Origin of the sequence: Pseudogracilibacillus auburnensis (genome assembly GCF_003201975.1) — a bacterium.
Taxonomy (GTDB): Bacteria; Bacillota; Bacilli; order Bacillales; family Amphibacillaceae; genus Pseudogracilibacillus; species Pseudogracilibacillus auburnensis.
Genome location: NZ_QJJQ01000002.1, coordinates 49109 through 66166, shown reverse-complemented (window position 1 = coordinate 66166; position 17058 = coordinate 49109). Strand labels below are relative to the sequence as shown.

General features: G+C 35.3%; 16 protein-coding genes. 8 read left to right on the top strand and 8 right to left on the bottom strand.

Translation table 11 applies throughout. The annotated features are described in order from the left end of the window. Window positions 1-246 precede the first annotated feature (246 nt). From spxA to pepF, 4 genes are all read left to right on the top strand, one after another. On the top strand, window positions 247-642 hold the full coding sequence (spxA, locus tag DFR56_RS03390) for a transcriptional regulator SpxA (protein WP_110394030.1): 396 nt from the start codon (window positions 247-249) through the stop codon (window positions 640-642). A 313-nt stretch (window positions 643-955) separates the two neighbouring features. Then, the gene (mecA, locus tag DFR56_RS03385; RefSeq protein ID WP_110394029.1) at window positions 956-1633 is read left to right on the top strand and encodes an adaptor protein MecA; all 678 of its coding nucleotides are present in this window, start codon (window positions 956-958) and stop codon (window positions 1631-1633) included. 83 nt (window positions 1634-1716) lie between these two features. After that, window positions 1717-2889, top strand: a complete 1173-nt coding sequence (locus DFR56_RS03380) for a competence protein CoiA (RefSeq protein WP_110394028.1) — start codon at window positions 1717-1719, stop codon at window positions 2887-2889. Window positions 2890-2943: 54 nt separating this feature from the next. After that, complete coding sequence (pepF, locus tag DFR56_RS03375; RefSeq protein WP_110394027.1) at window positions 2944-4761, top strand: oligoendopeptidase F; 1818 nt, start codon at window positions 2944-2946, stop codon at window positions 4759-4761. Between the two features lie 378 nt (window positions 4762-5139). Here the strand turns inward: pepF and DFR56_RS03370 are convergent, their stop codons facing one another. After that, window positions 5140-5709, bottom strand: a complete 570-nt coding sequence (locus DFR56_RS03370) for an MFS transporter (protein ID WP_158525482.1) — start codon at window positions 5707-5709, stop codon at window positions 5140-5142. Between the two features lie 238 nt (window positions 5710-5947). Between DFR56_RS03370 and DFR56_RS03365 the strand changes: the two genes are divergently transcribed. The 4 genes from DFR56_RS03365 (at window position 5948) to DFR56_RS03350 (ending at window position 10149) form a co-directional block, all read left to right on the top strand. Then, on the top strand, window positions 5948-7693 hold the full coding sequence (locus tag DFR56_RS03365; RefSeq protein ID WP_110394025.1) for a carbon starvation CstA family protein: 1746 nt from the start codon (window positions 5948-5950) through the stop codon (window positions 7691-7693). Window positions 7694-7923: 230 nt separating this feature from the next. Beyond that, window positions 7924-8181, top strand: coding sequence for a cory-CC-star protein (locus tag DFR56_RS03360; RefSeq protein WP_110394024.1), 258 nt, complete (start codon window positions 7924-7926; stop codon window positions 8179-8181). 24 nt (window positions 8182-8205) lie between these two features. Then, complete coding sequence (locus tag DFR56_RS03355) at window positions 8206-9138, top strand: ArsA family ATPase (RefSeq protein ID WP_110394023.1); 933 nt, start codon at window positions 8206-8208, stop codon at window positions 9136-9138. Window positions 9139-9171: 33 nt separating this feature from the next. Further along, the gene (locus DFR56_RS03350) at window positions 9172-10149 is read left to right on the top strand and encodes a zinc-binding dehydrogenase (RefSeq protein WP_110394022.1); all 978 of its coding nucleotides are present in this window, start codon (window positions 9172-9174) and stop codon (window positions 10147-10149) included. Between the two features lie 561 nt (window positions 10150-10710). On the opposite strand, the gene DFR56_RS03345 is transcribed toward DFR56_RS03350, so the two are convergent. From DFR56_RS03345 to spoVAD, 7 genes are read right to left on the bottom strand one after another with little or no spacing between them, the layout of a single operon-like run. After that, on the bottom strand, window positions 10711-11967 hold the full coding sequence (locus tag DFR56_RS03345; RefSeq protein WP_110394021.1) for a Ger(x)C family spore germination protein: 1257 nt from the start codon (window positions 11965-11967) through the stop codon (window positions 10711-10713). Then, entirely contained in the window at window positions 11960-13051 is a 1092-nt protein-coding gene (locus DFR56_RS03340) for a GerAB/ArcD/ProY family transporter (RefSeq protein ID WP_110394020.1), read from the bottom strand. The genes DFR56_RS03345 and DFR56_RS03340 overlap by 8 nt, the downstream gene beginning before the upstream one ends. 13 nt (window positions 13052-13064) lie before the next feature. After that, window positions 13065-14552 (bottom strand): spore germination protein, encoded by a 1488-nt coding sequence (locus DFR56_RS03335; RefSeq protein WP_110394019.1) that lies wholly within the window; start codon window positions 14550-14552, stop codon window positions 13065-13067. 28 nt (window positions 14553-14580) lie between these two features. Next, window positions 14581-15438: a DUF421 domain-containing protein gene (locus DFR56_RS03330; RefSeq protein WP_110394018.1), complete on the bottom strand. Its 858-nt coding sequence runs from the start codon at window positions 15436-15438 to the stop codon at window positions 14581-14583. A gap of 27 nt (window positions 15439-15465) precedes the next feature. Continuing rightward, window positions 15466-15666 carry a DUF1657 domain-containing protein gene (locus DFR56_RS03325; RefSeq protein WP_110394017.1) on the bottom strand — a complete coding sequence of 67 codons (201 nt, stop codon included), beginning with the start codon at window positions 15664-15666 and terminating at the stop codon, window positions 15466-15468. A 16-nt stretch (window positions 15667-15682) separates the two neighbouring features. Then, window positions 15683-16033, bottom strand: a complete 351-nt coding sequence (gene spoVAE / locus DFR56_RS03320) for a stage V sporulation protein AE (RefSeq protein ID WP_110394016.1) — start codon at window positions 16031-16033, stop codon at window positions 15683-15685. After that, window positions 16033-17055, bottom strand: a complete 1023-nt coding sequence (gene spoVAD, locus DFR56_RS03315; protein ID WP_110394015.1) for a stage V sporulation protein AD — start codon at window positions 17053-17055, stop codon at window positions 16033-16035. Before spoVAD ends, spoVAE begins: the two co-directional genes overlap by 1 nt. Window positions 17056-17058 lie beyond the last annotated feature (3 nt).

The window sequence follows — 17058 nt, the reverse complement described above, 5'->3', positions numbered from 1 at the left end:
CTTATATGTAATGCGTTTCAAGGGGCGTTAATTACAGGTTCTTAATTGTTAAGGTATTTTACAATGTGATGACTATCACATTGTTTATTACTTCCATAGCTTAATGACTACGTAAATGGAGTAATCATATTCACCGTAAGGACTACGGAGTGAGCCCGCTGTTCATATTGTACGGGAATCTTAGTTGGATAGAACTAAGAAGTTCAATATTCGATATATTTTAGTAGAAATGAGGAGTGAAGTTACATGGTAACACTCTATACCTCGCCAAGTTGTACATCTTGCCGCAAAGCAAAGGCATGGTTAGAAGAACATGATATAGGTTATAAAGAGCGGAATATATTTTCTGAACCATTGTCGCTAGACGAGATAAAAGAAATTTTACGGATGACTGAAGATGGTACAGATGAGATTATTTCAACTAGATCAAAGGTTTTCCAAAAATTAGATGTTAATATCGAACAATTACCTTTAAAAGATCTCTTTGAATTAATTCAAAAAAACCCAGGGCTTTTACGCCGTCCAATTATTCTTGATGAAAAAAGGCTACAAGTTGGCTACAATGAAGATGAAATCCGCCGTTTCTTACCAAGAACGGTACGTACATTTCAATTACGTGAAGCACAAAAAATGGTCAATTAGTCCGTTGACTATGATTGTACTTTCTTAAAAATCGCAAACCAATATTTTTTTCGGTTTGCGATTTTTATATTAAATAACCGTATCTCCTGAATTTTATTGAAATAAAGTGGTGAAATATTGAAAAAAGTAAGGTAAAATAGTATATTAATATTCATACACTAAATATAGGCATTAATATTTTCAAAATAAAATAAATAACATACAATGAGTTTAATGGAATAATGATGTACTGTTGGAGTAATCTCTTCCACCTCATTCTTTTAAGGTGCTTAACAGAGCTTTAAGTTATTCTAATTGAAGGGAGAGGTATTTGATGGAAATAGAAAGAATTAATGAAAACACGGTTAAATTTTATATCTCTTATGTAGATATCGAGGATCGTGGCTTTGAACGAGAAGAAATTTGGTATAATCGTGAACGGAGCGAGCAGCTATTTTGGCAAATGATGGATGAAGTTAATTATAAAGAGGACTTTTCTGTTGAAGGACCATTATGGATTCAAGTGCAAGCATTGGAAAAAGGGCTAGAAATTATCGTAACAAAAGCTCAAATATCTAAAGGTGGCACTCCTATTGACTCTATTGATGAAATTGATGATACCATTGATATTACGATAAATGAAAAGGCTAAAAGTATTATTGAAGAAAAGTTTGGAAAAAATGAAGCAGTCGATGATGAAGAAGTAGATGACGATTCTAGTTTATGGATGACAGCTAACTTTCATGATTTAGAAGATGTTATCCAACTAAGTCATTACTTTCAAGGTAATTATGAATCAGACTTAATAACAGTACTTTATTTTTATGAGAACAAATACTATATTTACGTTGAGCTTGCACCGAAATTATTTGAATATCAAGAGGATATCTTAAGTCAAATATTAGAATATAGCACAGAGTCTGATGTAACTTATCATGTATTAGATGAATATGGAAAAGTGATTTTTGAAAACAATGTATTTTCTCAAATGAGAGGACATTTTTCAGTATAATTGTTGGTAGATGAAAAGACATTCGCAAAAATGAATGTCTTTTCACTTAAGTAGAACTACAATAAAAGGGGGAATTCTTATACATGTTGCGTGCTATAACAAAAGAAGGTGATTTTGTTACGCTTGCAATACTACCAGAACATCAAATCGAGCACATGCGCCAGAAACAGTTTTTCTGTCCTGAATGTAAAAATAACGTCATTGTAAGAGCAGGACCAAAAGTCATTCCACACTTTGCCCATAAAAAGAAGACAAACTGTTCTTATCAAGGAGGAGAAAGTGCGTATCATCAACGAGGGAAGTTATTGTTGTTTCATTGGCTACGCCATCAGTACGAAAACGTGCAACTTGAAGTACATATTCCAGAAATTAATCAGCGACCCGATTTGCTGATGGAAATTGGTAAGCGAAAAATTGCTATTGAATTTCAATGTGTCACGATCTCGTTAGCTGAAATAAAAAAAAGAAATATAGGGTATCAACAGGCAAACATCACGCCGATTTGGATCTTAGGAGCGAATCAGTTCAAGCGCATCTCCTATACCCATCTCCAAATCAATGGTTTTACTCTTCAGTTTGTTCACCAATTTTCCCCTAACCTTCCAACAATGCTTTTTTATTTTTGTCCACAATCGAAAGAATTTTCCATCATTAACGATGTGTATCCAGCAAGTACAAAAAGAGCCATCGCCAAGATTACTTTTAGAAAACTACATCAATTACATTTTAAAAGTCTTTTTTCAATGGATCCATTTTATCCTCGAAATTTATTCACTATATGGAAAAAAGAAAAAAGTAAATTTAGACTAAAAAGGAGTCAAGCCTATGGAAAAGAATTAAAATGGCGCTATTGGCTATATGATAAAGGCCTTCATCATGAGACTCTCCCATCAATTGTGTATCTTCCAATCCCTTCTCAACAACGAATGAACGTGCCGTTATGGAACTGGCAAAGTCGATTCATCATTGATTTTTTACACTTACAACCACGCGGAAAATCATTTACATTAAGCGAAGCTAAAAAGTTTTTACGACCATTTACGTATCAAAGCGATCATTTTCCGCTTTTGTCTATGCAAGCTAACCCAATTGTAGAGTATTTAAACTTATTGAAAGAAATAAAGATAATCCATGAAATAAGAAAACATCATTATATAAAGCGAAAAGCGATCCATTGTTATAAGAGAATAGATGAGGCAATAATTGGTGACAATGAACTTTTGAATAGATTCATGTATAATCAAAGGCAAGAATGAATTTTAGTAAAGTCACTATAATAAGAAAGAGTTAATTAAAAAGGAGGAAAAAAGATGGCGGAAATGACGAAAGAAATTCCAAAGCGTGAGGAAGTTCCTAAGGAGTTAACTTGGGAGTTGGAAACGATTTTTGCATCAGATGAATTATGGGAAGAAGAATTCGACAAATTAAGCACTGATATACCAAAAATAAAAGAATTCCAAAACAAATTAGGAGAGTCTGCGGATACGCTTTACCAACTATTTAAAACTCAAGATGAAATGTCAGAACGTCTTGGTAAATTGTATGCATATTCCCATATGCGCTATGATGAGGATACGACAAACTCTTTTTATCAGGCAATGAATCAAAAAGCAGAATCCATTTTAACCATTGCTTCTAGCAATATGAGCTATATCGTTCCAGAAATTTTAAAAATTGATGAAGCAACCTTGACAGCTTTCCTAGAAGAAAAAGCTGAATTACAACGATATAAAAAGACGTTGGAAGAGATTGTAAGGCAAAAGGAACATATTTTAAGTGAAAAAGAGGAAATGCTCTTATCTGAGGCCTCTGAAGCATTATCCACACCCAGTCAAACATTTGGTATGCTTAATAATGCCGATTTAACATTCCCGTTTATTAAAGATGAAAAGGGCGAAGAAGTGGAACTAACACATGGACGTTATATTCGCTTTTTGGAATCAAAAGATCGTTCTGTCAGAAAAGCGGCTTTTAAGGCGATGTACGAAACATTTGGTCAGTTTAAAAACACATTTGCCTCGACATTAAATGGAAATGTGAAAAAAGATAATTTTTATGCAAAAGTGAGAAACTACCAATCAGCTAGACATTCAGCGCTTGATACGAATAATATTCCTGAAACTGTATACGACAATTTGGTTGATGCGATTAATGAGAAATTGCCTTTATTACATCGGTATACAGATCTTCGCAAGAAAATATTACAAGTAGATGATTTGCATATGTATGATTTGTACACACCGCTCGTTGAAGGTGTTGATATGAAAGTTACATATGAGGATGCGAAAGATTATGTGTTAAAAAGTTTAGCACCACTAGGTGAAGAATATACTAATATTGTCGCTGAAGGATTTGAAAGTCGCTGGATCGATGTGGTTGAAAACAAAGGAAAACGAAGTGGGGCATATTCATCTGGTGCATATGGAACAAACCCGTTTATTTTACTTAATTGGCAAAATAAAGTGAATGATATGTATACATTAACACATGAACTCGGACATTCACTTCATAGTTATTATACGAGAAAGCACCAACCATATCGCTATGGTAATTATTCCATTTTCGTTGCTGAAGTTGCTTCCACTTGTAATGAAGCTCTTTTAAGCGAATACTTATTAAATCATTTAGAAGATGAAAAAGAAAGACTATATATTTTAAATCATTTCTTAGAAGGTTTACGTACAACTGTTTTTCGGCAGACAATGTTTGCTGAATTTGAACATGAAATCCACGTACGTTCACAAAACGGTGAACCACTAACTGCCGATAGCTTTACGGAGATGTATTATGATTTGAATAAAAAATATTTTGGAAATAATATAACGATCGATGAAGAAATAGGACTTGAATGGGCACGTATTCCACATTTTTATTACAATTATTATGTATACCAATACGCGACAGGTTATTCTGCAGCAACTTCTCTTGCAAATCAAATCTTAACGGAAAAAGATGCAGCAGTGAATCGATACAAAGAATTTTTAAAAGCAGGTAGTAGTGATTTTCCAATTGAAGTATTGAAAAAAGCTGGAGTTGATATGACCTCCAAACAACCAGTTTTAGACGCATTACATGTTTTTGAAGAAAAATTATCACAATTTGAAACGTTATTAGCAGGAATAAAATAAATGGGTGGACAAAAAAACGTACAATTTGTACGTTTTTTTGTGAAGCTCCTCATTTTCCCCCCGCAAACATAGCATTTCCCCTAAACTTCGTATTCCCATTAATGCATGAAAAAATAGGAGGTATTCGGATGATCATGCGGAAAGCCCGTAACATTTGTTGTTGAATTCCTTCAATAAAACGGCAACTGAGGGGCATGTCCGTTCGTTACAAGATTATCTCGATTTCAAAAATGCAACACCCGCCCCATTGAAGGGAAGAATGCGCAGCAGCCACAAGGGCAACATTGGATCGGTCGTGTGGAACTCCACGATGAAGAACAGAATGATGAAAACGAGAAAAACGACCATGAAACTAATGAGTTTCGCCGAATCCCATCTTCAGTCATTCGCATTTATCAATCCATATGTAAGACAAAACATCGCGACTAAGAGAGTCAATATGCCCAACCAATCAATCTTCCGGTCCGCAGAAGGGTCGAATGATTCTTTGATCAATGGAATCGTGAGACAAATGACAAGGATCCCGATTGGCACATTCACGAAGAAGATAGCTTCCCAACCAATGGAATCCGTAAGAATACCTCCTAAGGTGGGACCACTGGCAGCAGCCAAACTGGGGATTGCGGCCCAAATGCCGAGGATCATGACATGTTTTTCCTTTGGGAACAGGTCCGTCGCCAAAGGAATGGTTACCGGAACAACAATGCCAGCAGACAAGCCTTGCAAGACACGGAAGAATATCATTGCTTCTACAGAAGTAGACACGCCGCACAGAATCGAAGTGACGATGAAAAACAATGTACCAATAAGGAATAGACGTTTGCGTCCGAACTGATCTGCAATCCGAGAAGGAGTAATCAAGAAAACGGCAAAGCTTAGGTTATAGCCATTGACGATCCATGACATATTGTCCATGTTGTTGTTGAAGTGCCGGGTCCTCTCCGGCAAAGTGACGTTATGAAAGAGGGACCTGTTAACCCTTTTTCCACACTATTTTTCGATTGCTTAACATATGTTTAAGAGTTGGGGGAAAACGGAAATATAAGAAGAATTATTCAAAAAATTGTAAAATAATTGAAAATGTTGTTGTAAAATAAACTCATAATTGTTACAATATTGTTAATATATTCTATCAATTTAGAAAACTAGCTATTCAGTCTAGTAAAAAACTAAAGGGGGAAATACATTGAACGGTATTGTAGTTGCACTCATTGGAATTGTGATTCTTGCGTTAGGTTATCGATACTATTCCAAATTCGTTGCGGAAAAAATCTTCAGACTTGATCCTAACTATGTCACACCAGCACATAAATATGAAGATGGGGTAGACTTTGTTCCAACGAATAAATTTGTTTTATGGGGGCACCACTTTACTTCGGTTGCAGGAGCAGCACCTATTTTAGGACCAGCCATCGCAGTATATTGGGGATGGTTACCTGCACTTTTATGGGTTATTTTAGGAACCGTTTTTGCAGCTGGGGTGCATGATTTTGGGACATTAGTATTGTCTGTACGTAATAAAGGACAATCAGTAGGTACGATTGCAGATAAGTTAATTGGACAGCGGGCAAAGATCTTATTTCTTTTTATTATCCTTATTCTCGTTTTAATGGTTAACGCCGTATTTGCTTGGGTGATTGCAAATTTATTTATAACGTTCCCAGCAAGTGTATTTCCAGTATTTATCCAAATACCACTTGCGGTTTGGATTGGAGTTGCAGTATATAAACGTCAGAAAAAAATGCTTGTGCCATCCTTAATTGCGCTCGCCATCATGTATGGTGCGGCCATTGCGGCTAGTAAATTTGGATTTTTACAAATTGACTTAGTACGCTATATGGGTGGGGAAGATGGGACTGGTTTATTTGGACTGTCCACAGTTGGTACCGCTTTCTTTATTTGGATCGTCATCTTAATGGTTTATGTCTATATCGCATCCACTCTTCCCGTTTGGAAATTATTGCAACCACGTGATTTTATTAATTCACACCAATTAGTTGTTGGACTAGGAATCTTATATTTAGGTTTATTATTTACGAACCCTAGTATTACTGCACCGACAACAAATGCAGTGAATGATGTTTCTTGGTTTCCGCTACTCTTTATTACGATCGCTTGTGGAGCGATATCAGGATTCCATGGACTCGTTTCATCCGGTACTTCGTCTAAGCAATTAAATAAAGAGACAGATGCAAGATTTGTCGGATACTTAGGGGCAGTAGGGGAAGGAATATTAGCGCTCATTTCCATTTTAGCGGTTGTTACTTTCTTCTCTTCTAAAGAAGATTTCTTAGCAACATATAGTAGTTTTGCTGATGCAAGTAGTTCGGGTCTTGGTGTCTTTGTACAAGGGGCAGCGACACTTGCAGAAGGGCTGATGATTCCAACCGATATAGCAACTACGATTGTTTCGATTATTGTCGTAAGTTTCGCTGCAACGACATTAGACTCAGCAGTTCGTTTAATGCGCTATATTATTGCGGAGCTAGGAATGGAATATAAAGTTCCAGCATTAGAGAAAAAACATGTGGCTACTTCGGTTGCAGTACTTTCAAGTGCGGCGCTTGCTCTTTTACCTGAAGGTCCTAATGGATTCGGTTCCGGTGGTTATGTCCTTTGGCCGCTTTTCGGAACGGCAAACCAGTTATTAGCTGCGATTAGTTTGTTACTTATTGCCGTATGGCTACGACGGTTAGGTAGAAATTATGCAGTTGTATTAATTCCGATGTTTTTCGTCCTTGGAACGACGATGATTGCTCTAGGACAGCAAGTATTACAGCAATGGGCATGGTATGGTTCAAATCCAGATACTTTATTATTCGTTTTCGGTGCGATTATCTTTGTGTTTGCCATTTGGATTGTGTTGACTGCATTTAAAGCGTTAACTGAAAATAAAAACAACACTATTGACCAAGATAAAACATTACCTTAATTGATAGAACGTGAAAGGGGATCTGACATTGTAGTAGAATTGCTACAACGGATCCCCTTTATTTACATAATATAATATTTAGTAATTTGAACAATCGTAACGGTTGAATAATGTAGCACCTTAAATAAGCGTTTGCATATTGATGTGCAAAATAAACGTTACGATGTCTTGATGATATATAAAATCAAAACTGGATAAAGTTTTTAGATGAAATGGAGGGATTTCCCGGTATGTTAGACCGAGTTAAAAAATGGATCAAATTTTATGAAGATGTCATTAGTTTACCACATAAAGGGGAGATCGCTAGGGAGCTTCGTGATGAAGATGATTTATTTCTCTTGTTACTTTACTCCGAAATGATTGGTATTCCAAATCCAGTCTTCTATTATACGTTAGAATTATATCCATATATGATGGAAGAATTTCATGATTGGCATTTACGAATGGGAATGGAAAAATCTCCACTGACAGGTTTCAGATGTTGTTAGGTCATTAGAAAAGAGGTGAAAACAATGGAAATATTACATAAAAAAATTATTTTTGTTGGGGGAAAGGGTGGAGTCGGAAAATCGACATCTTCTGCTGCTTTGGCACTTCAATCAGCGCAAAAAGGATATAAAACATTGCTTATCTCTACGGATCCCGCTCATAATATCGGTCATATCTTTGAGAGAAAAGTTGGGGGAGAGACGACAAAAATTGCCGATCATCTTTATGCGCTTGAAATTGATCCTGAAAAAGAGACGAAAAAGTATATAAAAACGGTGAAAGAAAATATTCAAGGTGTTGTGCAACCGACGATGATGGAAGAGGTACACCGTCAATTAGATACAGCCCAAGCATCACCTGGCGCAGATGAGGCTGCTCTATTTGATAAATTAATCACGATCATCTTGGAAGAAAGTGCTGACTTTGATAAATTAGTTTTTGATACAGCGCCCACAGGTCATACGATTCGACTTCTATCCCTTCCTGAACTTATGGGTATATGGATTCAAGGATTGCTGGAAAAACGCCATAAAACGAAGGAAAACTATGCGAAACTATTACACGATGGGGAACCGATTGATGACCCAATTTTTGAGGTGCTAAAGGAACGGCAAGCGCGATTTAAACAAGCTAGGGAAATCATGTTAGATGATAAACAAACAGGCTTCATTTTTGTCCTTAATCCTGAGCAACTTCCGATCTTAGAGACAAAAAATGCGATTAGAATGCTTGATAAATATCATTTACATGTGAAGACGCTTATTGTTAACCGTGTTTTACCAAATGATGATGAAGGTGAGTTTTTTAAACAACGAAAAAAACATGAACAAAAATATGTAGAAAAGATCCAGCAAACATTTTCTGATAAACAATTATTTTTTGTTCCATTCTTTTCACATGATATAATTAATGTTCAGCAATTAGAAAAATTTTCTACCTATTTAGTAGAAAGCTAAAAAGAAGACATCAATAGAAGGGATTGATTTTTCGTGAAAGCATTTGTACTAGAACAAGGGGAATTACATATCAAGCAGATGCCTGACCCAGTGGCAAAAGAAGGAGAAGTTGTTGTAACACTACAAGTAGCGGGATTGAACAGGCGTGATTTACACATCCCTAACCGTTGGGGCAAGAAAGAGGATGCGCTTATTCTTGGATCTGATGGTGCTGGGGTTGTAGAAGCGGTCGGTGCAAATGTAACTAATGTTTCAGTTGGAGATGAAGTCATTATTAACCCATCGCTTAGATGGGAGAAAAATAGCGATGCACCACCAGAAGGATTTGATATTTTAGGTATGCCTGATCATGGAACAATTGCTGAGAAAATCGCCATTTCTGCCGATCAACTAGAGAAAAAGCCAGACTATTTATCATGGGAAGAAGCAGGAGTGCTTGCGCTTGCGGCACTTACTGGCTACCGTGCATTAGTGACGAAAGGAACGATTCAAAAAGAGCAAACTGTTTTTATACCTGGAGCTGGAAGTGGTGTAGCAACTTATATCATTCAATTTGCAAAAGCAATGGGTGCAAAAGTGATCGTTACTTCCCGCAGTGAAGAAAAACGGGAGCAAGCATTAAAACTAGGCGCTGATCTTGCTATTGATACGAATAGTGATTGGGAAAAGGAATTAGCTAGTGAAACGATTGATCTTGTTATTGACAGTGTTGGTAGAGCAACTTTCAATCGTTCGCTTGATGTACTCAAACAAGGCGGGAAAATGGTGACTTTCGGAGCGACGACAGAAGATACGATTGATTTTAATTTACGAGCTTTTTTTTATGGACAGTATCAATTATTCGGTTCCACAATGGGAAGTCGTGAAGAATTAAAAGAGCTACTTGCATTTATGGAAAAGCATGAAATTAAACCCGTCGTTGGGCATACGTTTAAACTAGACGATGTAAAAGAGGCTTTTGATCTATTAGAAGTAAATAAACAGTTTGGAAAAATAGCGATTAAAATGTAAAATGGGGCTGGGACATAATTAAAACGACCAAATTTAAAGACGAACAATGCATTACCTTAGCGAAGTATATTTCCAGAGAGGGTTATATGCAACTACCACTGTTCGGTTATTCTTTGGTGAAAACACTTTTGTCCCAGCCCCTTGTCTTTTTCGCGAATGTATATTTTTTCTCTTTTATTGTTAAAAAAGTATGTAAAATATTTTAGCCATACATTTTCAATTGCTTTCCATCTTCTTGTTTCCGATTTTTTGTTTTATTTTTTCAAATGTCGCCGTTTATTTTTTAAGGAAATATTGAGGTGGCAAATTGAAGGGGCTAATGATCAGTTGCTTTAGTTTTATTCTTGTATTTAGCTGCATATATACCACATTATCGGCTTTAGTTTGAATATAATTAGTGACGAAAAAAATAAAATGGGATAATGATGATCAGTAGTGCGATTATACTTACGAATATCGACCCCATTTTATTTTTTTCTTCTTTCCAAAGCTGCCAAGCAAAACCTATTGTATAAAGAAAAATAAGGAATAAACATAAAAAGCTAATTAAACCGTATACCTTCATTCTTTTTCCCTCACTTTTCTTATATCAAGTACATCAGCTTGCCTGCCAAAACTACCAAATTTCACCTTTACTTTAACACGGACATCCATTTTAGGATATGATTCCATCCAATTGAACTTTTCAAACTGTTGATTCGTCCTGAAATGTCTTCTAGCATCTAATGACCAACCGAATGGTTCTCCTTTAAATTCTTCTTGTGTTCTCTTAATAAACTGAGTAAACTCCTTTTGTAAACTATCTTCAATATGTTTCTTTAATTCCTGGCGTTTTTTTTCATCATGATAATAGTCAACCATTGTATGGTTCGTTAATACACTGATTGTCAAAGGTATTTCAACATCAATAGTAGAGGGGGTCTTGTCTAAGTCTAAGTTAATGCTTGACTTTTTCAGGATATCCATTTTAGTAGTAATTGTATATTGTTCGTTAAATGGATCTGTAAACGATTTGTAAATATTTTGATCCCCTCGTAAATTTTCATTTAAAATTGTACTCAATATTGTTTCTTGTTCAGTTAAATGGCCAATCATTTTACCCTTTTTAAAAACAGCTGAACCTAAATATTGTGCTTTATTCGTCGTTCCTTTTACTTTAATTTCCTCTTTATCATAATGAAATCGATGATCCCCCGAAGGCTTTTGCACACCGTCTTGTTCATTTGTACTATAGACAGCTAAATATAGATCATTATCTGTCTCTGTAATTCGTAAATAATAGAAAAGCTCGGAATTGCTCGGAATGAATGCTGACTCCTTATTCCTTCTAATCATTTCCCGAAATAGTTTATATGGTCTTTTTTCTAATGCTGGGTTAAATTTTGTTAAGTAATCATAGGCAAGTTCTTTCGTAATAATTAATTCAAGATCTTTTCTAACTTCGGTTATTTTTGTCATATCATATAACCAATGAATAAATTCGTCCGTTTGGGCAATTTCTTCAGATATCAACACTTGATTTAAAATATAGTAGGATACAGTTTTATTAACTATTGTATTTGCGATGTTTTTGGCGATTGCTAAATCATCTGCTACAAATGAAAAAATGGCAAACGGTTCTACATCTGAAGAACCAGTTGGTTGTGTACCATATTCTGGATTAACAATTAAGTAAGTAATTCTAATTTTGTCATCTTCTTTGTCAATTCCCATTGCAACGACGTAAGCAATCTTGTCTAACTCTACTTGATTCCAGCAACCAGAAAGGAATAATAAAGTTGTCACAAGAAGAGTAAACCTTTGTAGACTTTTACCCACTCTTAAAATCCCCTTTACTATATGCTACTATCCATAATAAGAAAGGAAAGACAATAAAGATAGGTGATAAAATATTAAAATAATGTAACTTCATATTAAATAACGTAAAAGACGGACTGTCTGGTATAAGTCCAATTAATATCACTAAGGCAAGCAACCCAGGCATTAAAAATTCAGTTCGTTCAATCTTAAAAACCTTCCTTACAATATGAAGGTTAATATAAATATATATTGAGAAGCGAACGAATGTAGCCATCAACCAAAAAGGAAAGAAAAAAGATTCCATATTTGTTAAAAAACCAACATGAATATATCTGAGTATTTCATGATAAGGGAAATTTTGTAACTTGGCAGCTGAATAATCGAAAAATATCAAAAATATTATAAAAGCAATGGCAAGTTCAACTATTAATATTGGAAGTGCGATACGACTTGCTTTTTGAAATACATTTCTATTTTTCAAATATGGAAGCAAAAAACATAAAAAAAGAAAATCAATATAAATAGACGCTTTTAAAAAACTTTCTTTCATAATTACTTTTTCACCTGGTCCTAAAATCGGAAATAAAAAATTTAGATTTCCATAGCCAATTGTAAGAAGGAGTGAAGTCAAAAAAGAAATCTTTATGGCAGGTAAAACAACCCATGCAATAGATGTAATATGCACAGCTCCTTTTATTGCAATATAGCCACATACTACCATTAAAAAAATGTATATAACGATTGGCGGAGTTTTTGAATAAAACATCGTTTCAATTATATTCGTATAAATAGCACTTTCAATAATGATCCGGATTGTTAATAAAACCCATAAAGCAAACAGGGTAAAAGAACCAATATATTTACCGAATAAATGGATAATTATTTCGGACATATCTTTATCTTTATAAACGTTTACAACTTTAATGAGTAAGATTAAAGGGATGATAATGATGATAGCACTTAGAATAGGTTGCATCCATGCGGTATTTTTCATTGTTTGGAAAAGAATCGCCGAAGTGTCATCAGAAACACTTATTCCAATAATTAAAAGCATAGTGGCAACAAATTCTTTCGTACCAATTTTATAATTTGCTTTATCCACTTTAAGTCCTCCTTCAACTTCTCGTCGTATCTTTTGGCTTAAAATATTTCGGTCGATAATATCTTTTTGTTAATAATTTTCGATGTACCGTGTCTTGGCCTGAACCTAAATAGGAAGGTGTTTGTGGGGATAAGTATGGTACTCCAAAAGACGTTATCGAAAGTAAATAAATTACTAACACCATAAATACAGCGACAATGCCATATAAACCAAAGAAATACGCTAATACAATGAAAATAAACCTCGATATTCTAAACGAAAAATTAAGTCCGATATCACCTATGACAAAAGAGCTTAATGCACCCAAGGCGACAATAATAACGACAATAGGACTGACAATATTTGCTTGTACCGCAGCTTGTCCTAAAATTAAAGCTCCGACAATTCCGATGGTAGGTCCAATTGGTAAAGGCACTCTTAATCCAGCCTCACGGATTAATTCAAAAGCTATTTCCATTAGCAATATTTCAATAATTGGCGTAAAAGGTACTTTTGCCTTTGTAGCAGAAATAGCTAATAATAAGTCGGTCGGGATCATTTCAGGATGAAAGGTAGTGATCGCAATATAAACAGCTGAAATATGCACTGTTATTAAAAAAGCAATTAACCTAATAAATCTTGTAAAATTTCCATTTAGAAAACGTAAATATTCATCTTCCGCCGAATGAAATAAATCCCAAAAAGTAATTGGTAAGATCAGTGCATCTGCCGAGTTATTCATTAATAAAACGACACAACCTCTTTCTAAAAAAGTACAAGTTCGATCCGGTCTTTCCGTATACAATATCGTCGGATAAACAGACCTCGGCCGATCTTCCAAATATTGTTCCAAAATAGCTAAGTTTTGCAAACTGTCAATATCGATTTTATTCAGACGCTTTTTAACTTCTTTAATTAACGTATCATTTGCTAAATTTTTAACATAACCGATAAATACTTCATCATGGGCTCGTTCAGAAATAGTGGTTGTTTCAAACACTAAATTTTCATTTTTTATTTTTTTACGGATAAGGGAAATGTTAGTGGAGACACCTTCTACAAACGTTTCTTTTGGGCCTTTTATAACAATTTCATTTTCGGAACGTTCAATACCTCGTTCTTTAAATTTCGCGCAATCAATTAAATAAGCTTGGCTGTCATCTTGAATAAATAAGGCAGCATTTCCGTTATTTATTTTCTCAACAATAGACTTCGTTAACTTTTCCTTTTTTATTGATGGTGTTACAATTATTTGCTCAATGGAGGCATCCTTTTCCTTGTTTTTTAATAGCGGCTTGATAATATCTTGGTCGATGGTTGTAACATCCGTTATTGTTTTAATGAAAAATAGAAAAGCTCGTTTATTCAGAGACGATATCGTAAGTTCGCGAATGGCGATATCTTGATTAGTTGGAAAAGAATAAATGGCTTTAAATGCTTCAAGTGATTTACTTAATTGAGGTGATATTGGTCTATTGATATTTTGTTTGTCTGATTTATTGATTACAATTCTATCCTTCATCAAAACACCCTCATATTTTTATTGAAAATTAGTTTAGATAGATATCAACAATATTAATTGCCTGCTGCACCTTGTCGCTATTTTTTTCATATAATTGCTTTGATTGTTCGTTTTCAGTTGCTAAAGCAAATGATTGCAAATCTGCGTGGCACTTTTTTAATGTAGCGAGTAATAACGGTTTTTCTGTAGGACTTGGAACAGATAATTTATCATCATACAAATCGACTGTTAATTGTCCATCACTATCTGCTTGAGCAAGAAAAACATTTTCAATGGTCACATTTAATTTATCTAATTCTGTTTCAAGCCAAGCAGGGTTTAGATTTAAATTTGCTAACGGTTCCAGTAACATTTTACCGTCCATAATAACGGTTTGGGGTTCTTTTTTTGGTGCAAGTTGCAGTTGAAGGTCTTTGGCTGTTACTGGTTGATTTTCTCTTTTAAGTAAAATACTTAGTCGTCCAGTTGGTTCAATAACTGCAAATTCTACATCCGCCACTTGGAACACGCTGTCCGCTCGTAAATGTTGTAATAGATCGTCTGTTGAAAATCCTTCTTTTTTTAAATTATCCTCCATTATTTTCCCATCTTGAATGACAACCGTACTTTTTCCCTGAATTAAGTTACGGACAATTTTACTCTTTAATGCTAAATATTCAATAGCAAATGGGATAATAAACCATACGAACATGGCAATAAGGCCATGATAGAAATTAGCGTTTACATCAAGAGTGATGATGGCTACAATTCCACCGAGAACAAAACCATTTATGTAATCAAAAATACTTAATTGTGATAAATGTTTTTTACCAAGCCATTTAGTTAAAATAAATAACATAAAAACAAGTGCAATGGATCTAAGAAGAATATTTAACCAATCCGCCAATTTTTCCTCACTCCTTTTTGATGGAAACTACTTATATTGTGGTTCTTCTTTCGCTAAAAATAGTACTTGTTTTTCTAAATCAACTGCCACTTCAGAAAGAATCTCTTGTGCTTTCAAAAATGCTTCCCTTGCTTCGTCGGTATTCGTTTTTACAGCTAACTGCTCTAAAATAGCTCCCGCCTGTTTAATTGTAAAATAACATCCTTTTACATTAGCTCCAACTGTCATGTTTGCTTTCGCTCCTTTATCCTTTCGGTTTAAAGATAATTGCGCCAATCACACCGAAAATAATTGCGGCGGAGATTCCGGCACTCGTAACTTCAAAAATCCCCGTAATGACTCCGATTATTCCATGTTTTTCGGCCTCTGCCATGGCACCGTGAACTAATGAATTACCGAAACTTGTAATTGGTACGGTTGCACCCGCACCCGCAAAATGAATGAGTGGCTCATATAAACCAAAACCATCTAATAATGCACCGATAATAACGAGGGTTGTTAACGTATGTGCAGGTGTTAGTTTGAATACATCGAACATAATCTGCCCAAGAACACAAATCAGACCACCAACAACAAATGCCCAAAAAAAGATCATCAAGATTCACTCCTCATTTCAATTGATACAGCGTGAGCAATACAAGGGATCGAATTTTTTTGTTGTACACTCATTGGTGAATGAAGTGATCCAGTTGCAACAAAAAGAATGCGATTAAGTTGACCTTGAATCATTCTTTTTACATAATGGCCATATGTTACGACGGCAGAACACGCACTACCACTACCACCAGCTTGAACTGGTTGGTCTTCTTTATATATCGTTATGCCACAATCAACATATTGTTTTGCATTTATATCAATGCCATACTTTTTTAGTAAATCATAGGAAACTTCTCGACCAATTCTTCCTAAGTCACCTGTGATGATGAGATCATAATAAGTTGGCTCAACATTACGTTCCTGTAAATGGCGGATGATTGTTTCAGCAGCGGCAGGCGCCATTGCACCACCCATATTAAAGGGATCAGTTAATCCCATATCAACTACTTTTCCAATGGTTGCAGAAGTAATGACTGGTCCTTTAGATCCTTTAGTTGATTTTGCAACGAGTGCACACCCGGCTCCTGTTACCGTCCACTGCGCAGTAGGCGGTTTTTGCCCACCATATTCTGTTGGATAACGGAATTGTCTTTCCGCTGTTGCATTATGGCTAGCCGTACCACTCAAGATATAATTGGCCCCGCCAGCATCGATAATCATGGCAGATAGTGCCAGACTTTCAACCGACGTTGCACACGCACTAAAAATACCGAAATAGGGGACATCAACTGTTTTGGCAGCAAAGGTTGTTGGTGTAATTTGATTGATTAAATCCCCACTAATAAAGAAGTTCACTTTTTCTTTTTGAATGTTTGCCTTTTTAACGGCAACTTGGGCAGCTTCCTCCATCATTATTTGTTGTGCTTGTTCAAATGACTTTTGTTTCATCCATAAATCTTCATGTAATATGTCAAAGTCGTTGGCAATTTTACCTTGTGCTTCAAAAGGACCGCCGATAACCCCAGTGGAGAGAATAGTCGGTTCATTTTCAAATATCCATGTACTGTGACCAATTAACATTCA

Bases quoted from the DNA above. Each gene is read 5' to 3' on its own strand.
- spxA (WP_110394030.1), top strand. From the start codon at position 247: ATGGTAACACTCTATACCTCGCCAAGTTGTACATCTTGCCGCAAAGCA.
- mecA (WP_110394029.1), top strand. From the start codon at position 956: ATGGAAATAGAAAGAATTAATGAAAACACGGTTAAATTTTATATCTCT.
- DFR56_RS03380 (WP_110394028.1), top strand. From the start codon at position 1,717: ATGTTGCGTGCTATAACAAAAGAAGGTGATTTTGTTACGCTTGCAATA.
- pepF (WP_110394027.1), top strand. From the start codon at position 2,944: ATGGCGGAAATGACGAAAGAAATTCCAAAGCGTGAGGAAGTTCCTAAG.
- DFR56_RS03360 (WP_110394024.1), top strand. From the start codon at position 7,924: ATGTTAGACCGAGTTAAAAAATGGATCAAATTTTATGAAGATGTCATT.
- DFR56_RS03355 (WP_110394023.1), top strand. From the start codon at position 8,206: ATGGAAATATTACATAAAAAAATTATTTTTGTTGGGGGAAAGGGTGGA.
- DFR56_RS03335 (WP_110394019.1), bottom strand. From the start codon at position 14,552: ATGAAGGATAGAATTGTAATCAATAAATCAGACAAACAAAATATCAAT.
- DFR56_RS03325 (WP_110394017.1), bottom strand. From the start codon at position 15,666: ATGACAGTTGGAGCTAATGTAAAAGGATGTTATTTTACAATTAAACAG.
- spoVAE (WP_110394016.1), bottom strand. From the start codon at position 16,033: ATGATCTTTTTTTGGGCATTTGTTGTTGGTGGTCTGATTTGTGTTCTT.
- spoVAD (WP_110394015.1), bottom strand. From the start codon at position 17,055: ATGTTAATTGGTCACAGTACATGGATATTTGAAAATGAACCGACTATT.